At 65.5% G+C, this 15,536-nt stretch carries 11 protein-coding genes and 1 pseudogene; 2 read left to right on the top strand and 10 right to left on the bottom strand.

Annotation, left to right across the window (positions count from 1 at the left end; translation table 11 throughout):
• The first annotated feature begins 211 nt into the window (after positions 1 to 211).
• Positions 212 to 2,137, top strand: a complete 1,926-nt coding sequence (locus BVH03_RS19835; RefSeq protein ID WP_075962791.1) for an ATP-dependent DNA helicase RecQ — start codon at positions 212 to 214, stop codon at positions 2,135 to 2,137.
• Positions 2,138 to 2,207: 70 nt separating this feature from the next.
• A complete protein-coding gene (locus BVH03_RS19830) occupies positions 2,208 to 3,530 on the top strand; it encodes an NTP/NDP exchange transporter (RefSeq protein WP_075962790.1) in 1,323 nt (440 codons plus the stop codon).
• Here the strand turns inward: BVH03_RS19830 and BVH03_RS19825 are convergent.
• The 10 genes and pseudogenes from BVH03_RS19825 to BVH03_RS19780 form a co-directional block, all read right to left on the bottom strand.
• Complete coding sequence (locus BVH03_RS19825) at positions 3,520 to 4,404, bottom strand: LysR family transcriptional regulator (protein ID WP_075962789.1); 885 nt, start codon at positions 4,402 to 4,404, stop codon at positions 3,520 to 3,522. The genes BVH03_RS19830 and BVH03_RS19825 overlap by 11 nt on opposite strands.
• Positions 4,405 to 4,461: 57 nt before the next feature.
• Positions 4,462 to 7,248, bottom strand: coding sequence for a response regulator (locus BVH03_RS19820; protein WP_075962788.1), 2,787 nt, complete (start codon positions 7,246 to 7,248; stop codon positions 4,462 to 4,464).
• A gap of 158 nt (positions 7,249 to 7,406) precedes the next feature.
• The gene (gene purD, locus BVH03_RS19815; RefSeq protein ID WP_075962787.1) at positions 7,407 to 8,696 is read right to left on the bottom strand and encodes a phosphoribosylamine--glycine ligase; all 1,290 of its coding nucleotides are present in this window, start codon (positions 8,694 to 8,696) and stop codon (positions 7,407 to 7,409) included.
• 198 nt (positions 8,697 to 8,894) lie between these two features.
• A complete protein-coding gene (purH, locus tag BVH03_RS19810) occupies positions 8,895 to 10,499 on the bottom strand; it encodes a bifunctional phosphoribosylaminoimidazolecarboxamide formyltransferase/IMP cyclohydrolase (RefSeq protein WP_075962786.1) in 1,605 nt (534 codons plus the stop codon).
• Positions 10,500 to 10,589: 90 nt separating this feature from the next.
• On the bottom strand, positions 10,590 to 10,910 hold the full coding sequence (gene fis, locus BVH03_RS19805) for a DNA-binding transcriptional regulator Fis (protein WP_075962785.1): 321 nt from the start codon (positions 10,908 to 10,910) through the stop codon (positions 10,590 to 10,592).
• Positions 10,907 to 11,905 (bottom strand): tRNA dihydrouridine synthase DusB, encoded by a 999-nt coding sequence (gene dusB / locus BVH03_RS19800; RefSeq protein ID WP_075962784.1) that lies wholly within the window; start codon positions 11,903 to 11,905, stop codon positions 10,907 to 10,909. Before dusB ends, fis begins: the two co-directional genes overlap by 4 nt.
• Before the next feature lie 201 nt (positions 11,906 to 12,106).
• Positions 12,107 to 13,483 (bottom strand): DUF3426 domain-containing protein, encoded by a 1,377-nt coding sequence (locus BVH03_RS19795; protein WP_075962783.1) that lies wholly within the window; start codon positions 13,481 to 13,483, stop codon positions 12,107 to 12,109.
• A 115-nt stretch (positions 13,484 to 13,598) separates the two neighbouring features.
• Positions 13,599 to 14,477: a 50S ribosomal protein L11 methyltransferase gene (gene prmA, locus BVH03_RS19790; protein WP_075962782.1), complete on the bottom strand. Its 879-nt coding sequence runs from the start codon at positions 14,475 to 14,477 to the stop codon at positions 13,599 to 13,601.
• 66 nt (positions 14,478 to 14,543) lie between these two features.
• Positions 14,544 to 15,230 (bottom strand): DUF4272 domain-containing protein, encoded by a 687-nt coding sequence (locus tag BVH03_RS19785; RefSeq protein ID WP_075962781.1) that lies wholly within the window; start codon positions 15,228 to 15,230, stop codon positions 14,544 to 14,546.
• A gap of 76 nt (positions 15,231 to 15,306) precedes the next feature.
• Positions 15,307 to 15,536 (bottom strand): annotated as a pseudogene (locus tag BVH03_RS19780) (acetyl-CoA carboxylase biotin carboxylase subunit); the annotation flags it as partial.

Raw genomic sequence — 15,536 nt, 5'->3', positions numbered from 1 at the left:
GCGGCAGGCCACAGGTTGTAGGCTAGAAGCGGGAAAAACGCTTGACGAGCTGTACGCGCTAGCGCCCACTGTGAAGCCTGAAGCCTGAAGCCTGAAGCCTGAAGCCTGAAGCCTGAAGCCTGAAGCCTGAAGCCTGAAGCCTGAAGCCTGAAGCCTGAAGCCTGAAGCCTGAAGCCTGAAGCCTGAAGCCTGTTCAACGGAGTGACAGCTCATGTCCACCCTCAAACGTGTCTTCGGTTTCGACCAACTGCGCCCTGGCCAGGAGGCGGTGATCAGCGCCGTGCTCGCCGGTCGTTCGGCAGCAGCGATTTTCCCCACCGGCTCGGGCAAGTCCCTGTGCTACCAGTTGCCAGCCTTGCACCTGCCGCACCTGACGCTGGTGGTGTCGCCTCTGCTGGCGCTGATGCAGGACCAGCTCGCCTTCCTGCATCGCCACGGCATCAGCGCGGCCAGCATCGATTCGGCACAGAGCCGCGAGCAGGTCAGTGAGACCATGGCCAAAGCCAAGGCCGGCGAGCTGAAGATCCTGATGATTTCGGTCGAGCGCCTGAAGAACGAGCGCTTTCGCAACTTTATCGGCGAGGTGCCGATTTCCCTGCTGGTGGTCGACGAGGCCCACTGCATTTCCGAGTGGGGCCACAATTTCCGGCCGGATTATCTGAAGCTGCCGGACTATCAGCGCCAGTTCGCCATCTCTCAGGTGTTGCTGCTCACCGCCACAGCGACGCCGCCGGTGATCGCCGACATGCAGAAGAAGTTCGCCATCGCCGCCGACGACGTGGTCACCACCGGTTTCTACCGGCCCAACCTGAACCTGCTGGTCGAGCCGGTAGCCGGCCGCGACAAGCAGCAGCGCCTCGAGCAGTGGCTGGGCGGCAAGGTTGGCGAGCCGAGCATCGTTTACGTCACCCAACAGAAGACCGCCGAGCAGGTCGCCGAACGCCTGAGCCTGCGGGGCTTGTCCGTCAGCGCCTACCACGCCGGCATGGGCCACGAGATGCGCGAGGCGATCCAGCGCCGCTTCATGGCCGGCGAGCTGAGCTGCATCGTCGCCACCATCGCTTTCGGCATGGGTATCGACAAGCGCGACATCCGCAACGTCGTGCATTTCGATCTACCCAAATCGGTGGAAAACTACAGCCAGGAGATCGGCCGTGCCGGCCGCGACGGCGAGGCCTCCGACTGCCTGGTGCTGGCCAATCGCGACAGCCTCAACGTGCTGGAAAACTTCGTGTACGGCGACACGCCGGAGCTGGGCGGTATCGTCCGGGTGCTCGAGGAAATTCGTGGCAACAGCCAGGGCGGGCAGTGGGAAATGACCATCAATGCACTGAGCGATCACAGCAACATTCGCCAGTTGCCGCTCAAAACCCTGCTGGTGCAGCTGGAGCTGCGCGGCAGCATCGCGCCGCGCTACGCCTATTTCGCCGAGTACCGCTTCAAGTACCTGGTCGAGCCGGAAGCCCTGCTGGCACGCTTCGAGGGTGAACGGCGGCAGTTCGTCGAGGCCATCTTCAACGCGTCCACCCGGGCCCGCACCTGGTGCAGCGTGGATTTCGACGCGCTCTATGGCCAGCATCAGGCCCAGCGCGAGCGGGTGGTCAAGGCGCTGGACTATCTGCAGGAGCGCGGCTGGATCGAGCTGGAAAGCAAGCAGATGACCGATGTCTACGCCGTGCTCCAGGCGGACTTCGACGTGCAGGGGCTGGCGAGTGAGCTGCATACCTATTTCGTGGCCCAGGAGGGCAGCGAGATCCGGCGGATCCAGGCGATGCTCGCGCTGTTCGCCAGCGAGCAATGCCTGAGTCATCGTCTGGCCCGCTATTTTGGTGACGAGCAGGCGCCATCGCGCTGTGGGCATTGCTCGGTGTGCCGCGGGCAGGTCGCCCAGCTGCCCGAACCGCCACCGCTGCCACCCCTGGCGGAGTACGACCGCAACGCGTTGTGCGCGCCATTCATCGCCGCTCACCAGGCTGCGTGTGGCGGCGAGCTGCCTGGTAACGAATGCCTGGCACGTTTTCTCTGCGGCCTCAGCTCGCCCCTGTTCACCCGTCTCAAGGCCCGGCAGATCAAGGGTTTCGCCGCGCTGGAGGACTATCCCTACGGCGAGATCCGTACCTGGCTGGCCGACGCCTGACAGGCCGCTGGTTCGGTAGGCGTGGCGCAGTGGGCCATACTGCAAGGTTTCGAACCCCGGAAACCACGCCATGACCCTTTCCCTGCCCCAGCGCCTGGCCCGCGCCATCAACGCGCAGCCCGGCGAGCTGGCCGCGGCGCTGGCCGGTTTCGCGCTGTTCTTCTGCCTGTTCAGCGGCTACTTCATGCTGCGGCCGATTCGCGAATCGATGGGCATCCAGGCTGGGGTGGAAAACCTGCAATGGTTGTTCACCGCCACCTTCGTGGTCATGCTTCTGGCGGTGCCGCTGTTCGCCTGGCTCAACTCGCGGGTACCGCGCATCCATTTCATCGATTGGGTATACGGCTTTTTCTGCCTCAACCTGCTGGGCTTCGCCCTGGCGTTCAGCCTCATGGGCGAAAGCCTTTGGCTGGCGCGGGTGTTCTACGTATGGATCTCGGTCTACAACCTGTTCGTGGTATCGGTGGCCTGGAGCCTGATGGCCGACGTGTTCGACTCGCCCCAGGCCAAGCGGTTGTTCGCCTTCATCGCCGCTGGCGCCAGTGTCGGCGGCCTCAGTGGCCCGGCGCTGAGCGCGCTGCTGGTCGGCAGCATCGGCGCCAGCGGCCTGGCCTTCCTGGCTGCCGTGCTGTTGGCCGGTGCGCTGGCACTCAAGCATTACCTGATGGCCTGGCGCGAGCGAGCCGGAGCGGGGCGCCCCGGTGCCCGCCAGACGGAAAATCCCCGGCGCCCGGTGGCGGGTAATCCGTTCAGCGGCATGACGCGGGTGTTCACATCATCCTACCTGCTGGGCATCTGCGCCTTCGTCATCCTGCTCGCCACGGTCACCACCTTCCTGTACTTCGAGCAGGCACGTTTGGTGGCCGAGCTGTTTCCTGATCGCGACGAGCAGGTGCGGGTGTTCGGGCTGATCGACTTCGTCGTGCAGGCCGGCGCGCTGCTGGCCCAGCTGTTCATCACCAGCCGCGTCGCCCAGCGCCTCGGCGTGCGCACCTTGCTGGCCGCGGTGCCGATGCTGATGTGCGTGGGCTTTCTCGCCCTGGCCATGGCGCCGACCTTCGCGGTGCTGGCTGGGCTGATGATCGTGCGGCGCATCGGCGAATACGCCTTCGTGCGGCCGGGGCGGGAAATGCTCTTCGCGCCGCTGGATGCCGAGAGCAAGTACAAGGCCAAGAACTTCATCGATACCGTGGTCTATCGTGGCGGCGACGCGCTCAGCGGCTGGGCCAAGAGCCTGATTGACCTGCTCGGCTACGGCGTGGCCCTGATCGCGGTGATCGGCGCGGTCTGCGCCGCGCTCTGGGGGCTGCTGGGCTGGTACCTGGGCGGTCGCGCCGACCGTGGTGAAAGCGCTGCGCCGCTGGCCGAACCCGAGGCGGCGGTCAGGCGCTGATCAGCGTGCGCGCTTCGCTGAAACAGGCCTCGGCCAGCGGCGAGCGGGGCGCGCCACGGCGCATGATCAGGCCCAGCGGGGCCAGGGTGTGGGCGTCCTCGATGGGCGTGAGGATCAGTTCGTTGGTGAACTCGGCCAGGCCGTTCTGCAGCGGCATGATCGAGCAGCACAGGCCGGCGCTGACCGCTTGCAGCAACTGGTGAACGGCATCGGTTTCCAGCTTGGGCAGGGGCGTCAGGCCCCGCGAGCGGAAGCTGTGGTCGATGGACTGGCGAAAGTGCATGCCGGCCGACAGCAAACCCAGCGGCAGGTCGATCAGGTTCTCCCAGCGCAGGGTGGTTTCGCTGAACTGGAAATGCCGGCGGTCATACAGCAGGCCCATGCGCGTGGCGGCCAGCTCGAGGCTGTCGAAGTGCTCACGGTCGAGGCGGTCGAGGTACGACAGGCCCAGGTCCAGCTGGTTGCTGCCCAGGCGCTCGAGAATCTGGTCGCTGCTCAGGGCGAACAGCTGAAAGCGTAATCCCGGATGCTGCTCGGCGAACAGGCGCACCAGTTCCATCGGGTCGAAGCCGGACAGCGGCACCACGCCCAGGCGCAAGGTGCCGACCAGCTGGCCACGGCAGGCAGCGGCCTCGGCATACAGGCCATCGTGGGCGGCCATCAGGCTACGGGCCCAGGCCAGCACCCGCTCGCCTTCGGCGGTGAACCCTTCGAAACGCTGGCCGCGGCGTACCAGCTCCAGGCTCAGTTCGTTTTCCAGGTTGCGCAGGCGCATCGACAAGGTCGGCTGGGTGACGTGGCAGCGAGCGGCTGCCTGGCCGAAATGGCGGGTTTCGTCGAGGGCGATCAGAAACTTGAGCTGCTTGATATCCATGGGCGCTCTATCGAGGGGTAGCTGGCGCGGGCTGCGTCGAAAATTCTAGCAGCCGGCTCAGGAGGCGACGGTATCGTCCTGTGTCTGGGTACGGCGTTCACCGACCCAGTACTCGATCAGGTCCCTCAATTGCGAGAGTTCCACGGGCTTGGCCATGTGGCCGTCCATGCCGACCTGGCGTGCGCGCTCCTTGTGTTCGCTGAGAATGTGCGCGGTCAGCGCGACCACCGGCGTGCGCGGGCGGCGTTCGGCGATCTCCCAGGCCCGCAGTTGCTCAGTGGCGGAGAAACCGTCCATCACCGGCATCTCGCAATCCATCAGCACCAGGTCGTAGCGTTGGGCTTTCATGGCGATGAGGGCTTCTTCGCCATTGCTCGCCGTGTCCGGCTTCAAGTTGAGCTTGCCGAGCATGCCACGGATCACCTTGGTGGAAATGCTGTTGTCCTCGGCGACCAGAATGCGGAAGTCCTCGGGCACTTCCAGTACTGCCGGGCTGGCCTGGGCGGGGGCATCCGCGCCGCGCTGGCGCTGGGCGAGCTCGTCGGCCAGGGTCGCCTTGAGGGTGTAGCCAGCCACCGGCTTGGCGAGGATGCGCTTGATGCCGGCGTTGCGCGCGATGATCTTGCTTGGCGCGTGGCTGATGCCGGTGAGCATGATGATCAGGATGTCGTTGTTGAGGCTCGGGTCTTCCTTGATCTTGGCGGCCAATTGCATGCCGCTCATGCCCGGCATGTCCTGGTCGAGCAGTACCACGTCGAAATACTCGCGCATGTGCGCGCGAGTGCGCAGCAACGCCAGCGCCTCCTTGCCGGACGGCACGCTGCTGACGTTCATGCCCCAGGCGTTGCATTGCTGCAGCAGCACTTTGCGGCAGGTGTCGTTGTCGTCCACCACCAGCAGGCGGGTGCCCTGCAGGGTACCGTCGATATCGGTGCTCGGCTGCTGCAGGCGGGCGTCGTCCAGCGGCAGGGTCAGCCACAGGGTGGAGCCCTGGTTGCCGCCGCTCTGGATGCCGAACTCGCCGCCCATCAGCAGGATCAGCTGGCGGGCGATGATCAGCCCCAGGCGGCTGCCCAGGCGAGTGGCCGACAGGAAGTCACGGCTCTGCAGTTCGGTGTTGAGCAGTGCGTCGCGCTCGCTGGCATTGAGCGGGTGGCCGCTGTCCTGCACGGCGAAGCGCAGGCGCGGCTGCTCGCCGCTGCTGTCGAGGGCGACCACCAGCAGGATCTCGCCCTCACTGGTCTGCTTGAAGGCGTTGTCGAGCAGGCTGAGCAGGATCTGCCGCAGGCGCGTCGGGTCGCCGCTGACGATGCGTGGCACCTGGGGTTGAATGAAACTGATCAGCTCGATCTTCTGCAGTTCGGCCTTGGCGCGGAAGATGTCCAGACAATCTTCGGTCAGTGCATTGAGATCGAATTGCACATCGTCCAATTCGATCTGCCCGGATTCCAGCTTGGATATGTCGAGAATCTCGTTGATCAGGTTGAGCAGCTCGTTGCCCGAGCTGTGAATGGTCTGTACGTAATCGCGCTGCTTGGCCGACAGCGGCGTGCCGAGCAGCAGCTCGGTCATGCCCAGCACGCCGTTCATGGGCGTGCGGATCTCATGGCTGATCTTGGCCAGGAATTCGGCCTTGGCCTTGAGCTCGGCGTCGTTGGTGGCCAGGGCGGTACGCGCGCGCGACGCGGCGCGCTGCAATTGCCGCTGGTGCTCGGCCAGGGCGGCGCTGAGCACCACGCCGCTGAGGGTGGCGATGGTGAACACGCCGATGACCAGCCAGCCGGGGTCGAGTTGGTCGAAACCGAACAGGATGGGGATGAACAGGCCGAACCCGACGTTGAACACTACCATGGCCACCACCACCAGCCGCGCCGACTGGTAGCCGTTGTGCCAGTGCACGCCGCTGACCAGCAGCACCGCGAGGGTGCCGACGAACACCAGCAGGTAGACCAGTGCGCTGTACCACAGCAGCCCGGTGATGAGGATGGTCAGACCCAGTAGCAGGGTCACCAAGGCGTGGCCCTGCAGGACCAGATTGAGCTTGCTGCGCTGCATCGGTGTGTGGCGGAAGAAGCCGAGCACGAAGGCCGACAGGCAGAACGCGGCGATCAATGCACTGGTATCGGCGATCAGCGACTGGTTGTAGCCAAGGCTCGGTACCCAGGCGGCCAGCAGGCCGAGGTTGGCGGCCGCACACACCGCCAGGCCGCCATGCAGGCCGGCGAGCCACAGGCTGCACACCGAGCGCATGTAGGCGAAGCGGATCAGGTTGTAGACCACCACCAGCAGCAGGGCGCCGAGCAGGGCGCCGAGCAGGTAGGCCGGCTTCTCCAGGCTGACCAGTTCGGCCTCGTCGATGACCTTGAACCAGGCCATCAGCGGGTGGTTCGAGGTCATCCGGACATAGACTTCCCGTGCCTGCCCGTCGTTGGGCAGCGACATCAGGTAGGCGCGCGAAGGCAGCGGACGCGAGCTCATCGGCATCGACTCGCCGCTGTGCACGGTCTGCTCGATCAGCGGGCCGTTGAGCAGGTAGTAATCGAGAAACTGTACCCGTGGCGCGAACAGCCACAACCAGTAGGGCGCCTGGTGCTCGGGCACGTCGAAGCGCAGCCAGACGGCCTTGTCGCTGGGCGGGTAGGTGAAGGCGAGGTCATCGAGGGGCAGGAACTGGTTGCGGCGGCTGCGCACATCATCCAGGTTCAGCTGGGCGCTGTCGTCGACGAAAACCGACCAGCCGGTGGCATAGGGCGTGACGACACGCTGCGCCGCCGTGCTCGACAGGCAGACGCCGGCCAACAGCAGGCTGACGAGTAGACCTATGGCGATCCTGAGCCGTCGCACGTGGCAATCCCTTTTAGGTTATCCGGCTGAATTATAGCCAGCCGAGGTGGCACAGACTATGAACTGAGACCCTATCCTGACAGCCAGGCCGCCCTGTCGAGCGGCCGCCTGCGGTATTGCCGATGGGCGGCATCGCGCGATGCCGCCATCTTGTTACATCACTTGTCGCCCTGCTCGCGGGCGATCGCCCGGTAGCCGATGTCGTTGCGGTGGAACATGCCGTTCCAGCGGATCTTCGCGGCCAGGCGATAGGCCTGCTGCTGGGCATCCGCCACGCTGGCGCCGATGGCGGTGGCGCACAGGACGCGGCCGCCTGCGGTGACCACCTGGCCGTCCTGCAGGGCGGTGCCGGCGTGGAATACCTTGCCTTCCAGCTGCGCGGCGTCGTCCAGCCCTTCGATCACGTCACCCTTGGCGTAGTCGCCCGGGTAGCCGCCGGCGGCCAGTACCACGCCGACGGTCGGACGCGGGTCCCAGGTCGCTTCGACCTTGTCCAGCGCCTTGGCCAGTGCGGCCTCGACCAGCAGCACCAGGGAGCTTTCCAGGCGCACCATGATCGGCTGGGTTTCCGGGTCGCCGAAGCGGCAGTTGAATTCGATGACTTTCGGCGCGCCGCTCTTGTCGATCATCAGGCCGGCGTACAGGAAGCCGGTGTAGACGTTACCTTCGGCAGCCATGCCGCGCACGGTCGGGTAGATGACTTCATCCATCACCCGCTTGTGCACGTCGGCGGTCACCACCGGAGCCGGCGAGTAGGCGCCCATGCCGCCGGTATTCGGGCCGCTGTCGGCATCGCCGACACGCTTGTGATCCTGGCTGGTGGCCATAGGCAGCACGTTCTGGCCGTCGACCATGACGATGAAGCTGGCTTCCTCGCCGTCGAGGAACTCTTCGATCACCACGCGCGAGCCGGCGTCACCGAAAGCATTGCCGGCGAGCATGTCGCGCACGGCGTCCTCGGCTTCGGCCAGGGTCATGGCGACGATCACGCCCTTGCCCGCGGCCAGGCCGTCGGCCTTGATCACGATCGGTGCGCCTTTCTCACGCAGGTAGGCCAGGGCCGGCTCGACTTCGGTGAAGTTCTGGTAATCGGCGGTCGGGATGTTCTGGCGGGCCAGGAAATCCTTGGTGAAGGCCTTGGAACCTTCCAGCTGGGCCGCGGCGGCGGTCGGGCCGAAGATGTCCAGGTCGCGGGAGCGGAACAGGTCGACCACGCCCTTCACCAGCGGCGCTTCGGGGCCGACGATGGTCAGTTGCACGTTCTGCTCGGCGAAATCGGCCAGTGCCTGGATATCCAGCACGTCGATGGCGACGTTCTCGCACTTGGGCTCGAAGGCGGTACCGGCGTTGCCCGGTGCGACGAAAACCTTGGCGATGCGCTTGTCCTGCGCCACTTTCCAGGCCAGGGCGTGTTCACGACCGCCGCTGCCGATGATCAATACGTTCATGTCTGTCTCCCGATGGAGGCGGGCTGGTAGCCCGTTCGGCGGATAAGCGAAGCGTTATCCACCCTAAAAATTTCGAGGTCGCGATCGGGCTGGTAGATGCAAGGCGCGGCTGGTTTCGATAAGCGGAGTTGCCTGTTGGCAATGAGCATTATCGGAGCCAGCTGCAACGCCGCAGATGCCTGTCCGAGTGCGGCCGATTTAGTGGCGGAAGTGGCGCATGCCGGTGAACACCATGGCAATACCGGCTTCATCGGCGGCGGCGATCACTTCGTTGTCGCGCATCGAACCACCGGGCTGGATCACCGCGGTGATGCCGGCCTTGGCGGCGTTGTCGATACCGTCGCGGAACGGGAAGAAGGCATCGGAGGCCATGACCGCGCCCGGCACCGGCAGGCCGGCGTGTTCGGCCTTGATGGCGGCGATACGCGCGGAGTTGACGCGGCTCATCTGGCCGGCGCCGACGCCGACGGTCTGGCGATTCTTGGCGTACACGATGGCGTTGGATTTGACGAATTTGGCCACTTTCCAGGCGAAGATCAGGTCATGGATCTCCTGCTCGCTCGGCGCGCGCTGGGTAACGATCTTCAGGTCTTCGGCCTTGATCATGCCGATGTCGCGGCTCTGGACCAGCAGGCCGCCGTTGACGCGCTTGTAGTCCCAGCCCGGCGCACGTTCGGTCGGCCATTCGCCGCACGCGAGCAGGCGCACGTTGGCCTTGGCGGCGATCACTTCACGGGCAGCGTCGCTGATTCTCGGGGCGATGATCACTTCGACGAACTGGCGCTCGACGATGGCCTTGGCGGTTTCGCCGTCCAGTTCGCGGTTGAAGGCGATGATGCCGCCGAACGCCGATTCGGTGTCGGTGGCGTAGGCCAGGTCATAGGCCTTGCGGATGCCACCTTCGTCTTCCGGTACCACGGCGACGCCGCACGGGTTGGCGTGCTTGACGATCACGCAGGCCGGTTTGACGAAACTCTTCACGCATTCCAGCGCGGCGTCGGTGTCGGCCACGTTGTTGAACGACAGCTCTTTGCCCTGCAGCTGCACGGCGGTGGCCACGCAGGCTTCTTCGGCGTGCTCGACGTAGAACGCGGCTTTCTGGTGCGGGTTTTCGCCGTAGCGCATTTCCTGCGCCTTGATGAACTGGGTGTTGAAGGTGCGCGGGAACTGACCGCGGTCTTCGGTGGACAGGGTGTCGCGGCCCTGGTCGATGGTACCCAGGTAGTTGGCGATCATGCCGTCGTAGGCCGCGGTGTGCTCGAAGGCCCTGAGGGCCAGGTCGAAGCGCTGGGCATAGCACAGGCCGCCGAGCTTCAGGGAGTCGATGACCGCGCTGTAGTCACCGGCGTTGACCACGATGGCCACGTCTTTGTGATTCTTGGCGGCCGAGCGCACCATGGTCGGACCGCCGATGTCGATGTTCTCGATGGCATCGGCCAGGTCACAGCCCGGCTTGGCGACGGTAGCCGCGAAGGGGTACAGGTTGACCGCCACCAGGTCGATCGGCTTGATGCCGTGCTCGTCCATCACCGCGCCGTCGAGGGCGCGGCGGCCGAGGATGCCGCCGTGGATTTTCGGGTGCAGGGTCTTCACCCGGCCGTCCATCATTTCCGGGAAGCCGGTGTAGTCGGCCACTTCCACTGCTGCCACGCCGTTGTCCTTGAGCAGCTTGTAGGTGCCGCCGGTGGAGAGGATTTCCACGTTGAGGGCGACGAGCTCGCGGGCGAATTCGAGGATGCCGGTCTTGTCGGACACGCTGATCAGCGCACGGCGGACGGGGAGGCGGGTGGTCTGGTCGGTCATGATTTTCCTAACGGGCTACAGGCTTCAGGCTACAAGCGGCAGGCAAAAGCGGCTCGGCCTGCGGCCTGGAGCCTGTGGCCTGCCGCCGCTTTAAAGGAGGTCGTACTGCTTGAGCTTCTTGCGCAGGGTGCCGCGGTTCAGGCCCAACAGTTCCGAGGCCTTGGTCTGGTTGCCCTTCACGTAGTTCATGACGGTCTCCAGCAGCGGGGCTTCCACTTCGGTGAGCACCAGGTTGTAGACGTCGGTGACGTCTGCGCCCTCAAGGTGAGCGAAGTAGTTGTGCAAGGCTTTCTCGACGCTGCCGCGCAGGGTCTGGCCTTCTTCGCTCGGTGTGTTGAGGTGCTGTTTCAAACTGGTGTTGTCGCTCACGGGTGCAATCCCACTTCCTAAAGTCTCGTTCAACAGTGTCATGCGGCAGCCTCTTTTTCGTCGTTGTAGCGTTCACCGAAGAACTGGCGAACGCTTGCACATTGCGCCTCCTGGCTGTCCAGACGATTGAACTGGGCACGGAATTCGCGGGCGCCGGGCAGCGTCGCGAGGTACCAGCCCACATGCTTGCGAGCGATGCGCACGCCCATGACGTCGCCGTAGAAGGCGTGCAGGGCGGCCAGGTGCTCGAGCAGAATGCGTTCGATCTCGGCCAGCGCAGGGGCCGGGCAATGGGCTCCGGTGCGCAGGTAATGCTCGATTTCTCTGAAAATCCACGGGCGGCCCTGGGCCGCCCGGCCGATCAGCAGGCCATCGGCACCGGTAGCGGCCAGCACATGGGCGGCCTTTTCCGGTGAGTCGATGTCGCCGTTGGCCAGTACCGGAATCGATACGGCCTGCTTGATCGCGGCGATGGTGTCGTACTCGGCCTCGCCGGTGTACAGGTCGGCGCGGGTGCGGCCGTGCACGGCCAGGGCGACGATGCCGGACTGCTCGGCAATCCGCGCGACCTCGACGCCATTCTTGTTCTGACGGTCCCAGCCGGTGCGAATCTTCAGGGTGACCGGGACGTCGACGGCGGCGACCACCGCTTCGAGAATCGCCTGCACCAGCGGCTGATCCTTGAGCAGGGCGGAGCCAGCCGCCTTGTTGCAGACCTTCTTGGCCGGGCAGCCCATGTTGATGTCGATGATCTGGGCGCCCAGCTGCACATTGGCGCGGGCTGCCTCGGCGAGCATCTGCGGGTCGCCACCGGCGATCTGCACGGAGCGTGGCTGCGGATCGCCGCTGTGGATCATGCGCAGGCTCGACTTGCGCGTGTTCCACAGGCGTACATCGCTGGTGACCATCTCGGAAACCACCATGCCGGCGCCGAGGCGCCGGCACAGTTGCCGGAATGGCTGATCGGTGACGCCGGCCATGGGGGCCAGGATCAGTCGATTGGGCAATGTATAGGGGCCGATGCTTAGCGCCGACATAGGGCTTCCCTGCTCAAGAGACGTGCTGTTGAGACCAGTAGGAGAGTGCGAAAAGGGGGGAGATCATACCCGCTCTGAATGACCGGATAAAGGTGGTTTTGAACAAAATCTGAACAGCAGGGCCGTGGTGCGCGGTCGCGTCGGCGGCCGGCCCCGATGCAGACGGTCCCTCGTCGGCCGCCGCCTATCGGTTGGCCGAGGCTACTCCGGCGAGTGGAAGTTGAGGCTGTAGTTCACCGCCCGGGCGCCCGGGTCGAGGATGTCCAGAGCGATATGGATCGGCGTCTGCGGCGGCATTTCCGCCTGGCCAGCCAGCTCACCCGCCAGGTACTCGCTGGGTTTGAAGCGACGACTGGCGATCAACTGTCCGTTGATGTCCGCGAAGCGCATCTCCAGGAGCGGAAATGGCTGGGAGAACGACGCGCGATTGTAGAGGATCGCGTCTACCACCAGGGCGCCGCTGAACTCCGGGTGGCTGCGCACCACCAGGTTGCTGCTCCTGATCTGGTCGATGTCGACTTTGGAGGGCAGGGTGCAGCCGAGGGTCGGGCAGATCTGTTCGAACCAGGGCCGGTACTGATCCTGGCGGGCCAGTTCGGCGTAGTGATAGATCACGTATTGCCCGGCCAGCGCGGCCGCCGCCAGCAGATTGAGCAGGCCCCAGCCGATCCAGCGGCCCCAGGGCTTGCGCGGCGGACGCCAGTCGAGCTGCAGCGGTTCCTCTTCAAGTTCGAACAGGGCTTCGCCGCGCAGGTTCGGCTCGCTGCGTGGGCGCGTCTTTGCGCCCTTGGGCACCGGTGCAGGCGTTTGCGGCTCATCGTCGTGGTGGTCGTCGGATGGCGCGGGCTCAGGCGGGTCGTCGCGCTGGGCGCTGAGGCTGAACGTCGGCTCGGCCTCCACGTCCTCACGGCTTGGCGCAGCAGGCTTAGCGGGCGAGAAGACCTCGCGCAGGCCCGGCGTTCTGGGCAGCGGCGGCACGGCTTCGGGGGCCTTGGCCGGCGGCGGTTGGCCGAAATCGATGCTCGGTGTCGGACGCTCGCCCAGTGGTTCGAGCTCCAGCTTGCTGACGGTCGGGTCATCGCGCAGCAGGGCCTCGGCCCAGCGCTCGTCTTCGGCGGGCTCGTCGTCCTGCTCATCGAAGCGCGGCGTTTGCCGGGTCGGCAGGTCGAGTTCGAGGAACTGGCGCGACAGCTGCTGTTCCTGCGCCTCGAGCTTGGCCAGCTCCTCGTCGAGGTCGAGGTCATCGAGATCCAGGTCGTCGTGAATCCACAGCGTACCGTCGTCGGTCTTGCCCGGCGGTTTGGCACTGGCAGGCGGCAGCGCTGCAATGCTCGGTGCCGGTGCCGGTGCCGGTGCCGGTGCCGATGGCTTGGGCGTTGCCGCGGGTGCTGGTGTAGCGGGCGCCGCGGCACGCATGTCCGGAATGTGATGACCCTGCTCGCGCAACTGCCGCGCGGCATTGAATACCTGCAGGCAGGCGCCACAGCGTACCGAGCCCTGGGCAACGGCAAGCTGGGCCAGGTTCACGCGGAAACTGGTGCTGCAGTTCGGGCATTGGGTCACGAAGCTTTCGGTCATGCGTCATCCGACGGCCGCGGGGCGGCAAAAACGGGGCAATAGTCTAACCCAACAGATTGCAAAAGCAGCATTAAGTGCCGCGCCGTGCCAATGCGGGCACGGCGCGGACGCGCGCTTAACGGCGAATGCCGCTGATGCGCACCCAGCCGTCCTGGACGGCGCTCGGGTCGAGGTCGAAGTCGGCGGCGTAGGCAGCGCACACGTCGTCGGCCTGCTCGGCGAGAATGCCTGACAGCGCCAGGCGGCCACCTGGCTTGACCAGGCTGGTGATCTGCGGCGCCAGGCTGACCAGCGGGCCGGCAAGAATGTTGGCGACCACCACGTCAGCCGGCTCCTGGGGCAGGTCGGCTGGCAGGTAGAGCGGGAAGCGCTGGTCGGCGATGCCGTTGCGCCCCGCGTTGTCGCGCGACGCTTCCAGGGCTTGCGGGTCGATGTCGGTGCCGACCGCCCGAGGCGCGCCGAGCAGCAGGGCAGCGATGGCCAGGATGCCCGAGCCGCAACCGAAATCCAGCACGCTGCAACCTTCCAGTGGCTGGGCGTCGAGCCATTGCAGGCACAGCGAGGTGGTCGGGTGGGTGCCGGTGCCGAACGCCAGGCCCGGGTCAAGCAGCAGGTTCACGGCGTCCGGCTGCGGCGCCTCGTGCCAGCTCGGCACGATCCACAGGCGCTGGCCGAAACGCATCGGCGCGAAGCCGTCCATCCAGCTGCGCTCCCAGTCCTGGTCTTCGATGCGCTCGATCTGGTGTTCCGGCAACGCGCCGTCGGTCAGCAGTTGCAGGTGAGCAACCAGCGTGTCGGCGTCGGTATCGGCCTCGAACAGGGCGAGCAGGTGGGTGTGGCTCCACAGCGGTGTGGTGCCCAGGTCGGGCTCGAAGATCGGCTGGTCTTCGGCGTCCATGAAGGTGACGGACACCGCGCCGACGTCCAGCAGGGCGTCTTCATAAGTGGGCGCCTGCTCAGGGGTGATGGCGAGGCGCAGTTGTAGCCAGGGCATGGGAGGCTCCGGTAGGGCGGCCGCAAGCGCAGGGCTGGCGACGGCAGATAATGGTGTCGGACGGGTTCAGGTGCTGACGTCCGGGTTGTCCCAGTCGTCCTGGCCATCGTTGTCGATAAGCCAGTTTAAGGCCGCGTGACGCTCCATGACTACGCTGGGGTTGAGGCCGGCGGGCATCGGCGCCTGCTTGAGGCGGGCATCCACGCAGGCCCAGTGGTAACGGTAGATCAGGTCGGCTTCGTCGAGGATGCTGGTGATGTCGCGCAGTTTCGCCTGTGCCATGAACGTGGCGAAATCGGCATGTTGCGCCACGGCCTGGATGGCGAAGTCGCAATCGATGGCATGGTCGGGCAAATCCAGCTCCTCCACCACGCCCAGCGCCCACAGCAGCACCCAGTAGGCCTCGTACTTCCAGACCATGTTGACGACATCCTGTTCGCCACCCTCGTTACCGAGGATGCGCGCTTCCTGGTGCGTCAGCTCGTCGACGCCGTACTGTTCCAGCAACTCCTGGCACCAGCGGGCGGTGTCCGGCGTGTACTGACCGGCCTGGCGATCGCAGGCGGCCTGGATGGCGAACAGGCAGGCGATGGCGCGACGGGCGATTTCCTCGGCGCTGCGCACGCGCACCTCGCTGGCATCCTCGATCATCGGCAGGTGCTCGATATAGGGAATGCCGGCTGCCTGGAGGCGGGCGATGGAGGCTTGCTTGCGCGCTTCGGGCGTCAGGCTGGTTTGGGAAGATCCGTTCATGTCGCCATCCTTTTTGACGTTGAAATGCAAAAGGGGAGCGGCCTTGGCCGCTCCCCTTCTGTGGTGCCGGACGCGCTTAGTGCTTGTCCATGCCCAGTTTCTTTTCCAGGTAGTGGATGTTGATCCCACCCTGGCAGAAACCCTTGTCGCGAACCAGGTCGCGGTGCAGCGGCACGTTGGTCTTGATACCGTCGACGACGATCTCGTCCAGGGCGTTGCGCATGCGGGCCATGGCCTCGTCGCGGGTCACGCCGTAGGTGATCAGCTTGCCGATCAGCGAGTCGTAGTTCGGCGGTACCGAGTAGC

Source organism: Pseudomonas sp. PA15(2017) (genome assembly GCF_001945395.1).
Taxonomy (GTDB): domain Bacteria; phylum Pseudomonadota; class Gammaproteobacteria; order Pseudomonadales; family Pseudomonadaceae; genus Aquipseudomonas.
The sequence above is the reverse complement of the archived record's forward strand: the minus strand, read 5'-3'. Positions and strand labels throughout refer to the sequence as shown.

Excerpts from the sequence above, each read along its gene's own strand:
- BVH03_RS19835 (WP_075962791.1), top strand. The coding sequence starts at position 212 with ATGTCCACCCTCAAACGTGTCTTCGGTTTCGACCAACTGCGCCCTGGC.
- BVH03_RS19830 (WP_075962790.1), top strand. The coding sequence starts at position 2,208 with ATGACCCTTTCCCTGCCCCAGCGCCTGGCCCGCGCCATCAACGCGCAG.
- BVH03_RS19825 (WP_075962789.1), bottom strand. The coding sequence starts at position 4,404 with ATGGATATCAAGCAGCTCAAGTTTCTGATCGCCCTCGACGAAACCCGC.
- purD (WP_075962787.1), bottom strand. The coding sequence starts at position 8,696 with ATGAACGTATTGATCATCGGCAGCGGCGGTCGTGAACACGCCCTGGCC.
- purH (WP_075962786.1), bottom strand. The coding sequence starts at position 10,499 with ATGACCGACCAGACCACCCGCCTCCCCGTCCGCCGTGCGCTGATCAGC.
- fis (WP_075962785.1), bottom strand. The coding sequence starts at position 10,910 with ATGACACTGTTGAACGAGACTTTAGGAAGTGGGATTGCACCCGTGAGC.
- dusB (WP_075962784.1), bottom strand. The coding sequence starts at position 11,905 with ATGTCGGCGCTAAGCATCGGCCCCTATACATTGCCCAATCGACTGATC.
- BVH03_RS19795 (WP_075962783.1), bottom strand. The coding sequence starts at position 13,483 with ATGACCGAAAGCTTCGTGACCCAATGCCCGAACTGCAGCACCAGTTTC.
- prmA (WP_075962782.1), bottom strand. The coding sequence starts at position 14,477 with ATGCCCTGGCTACAACTGCGCCTCGCCATCACCCCTGAGCAGGCGCCC.
- BVH03_RS19785 (WP_075962781.1), bottom strand. The coding sequence starts at position 15,230 with ATGAACGGATCTTCCCAAACCAGCCTGACGCCCGAAGCGCGCAAGCAA.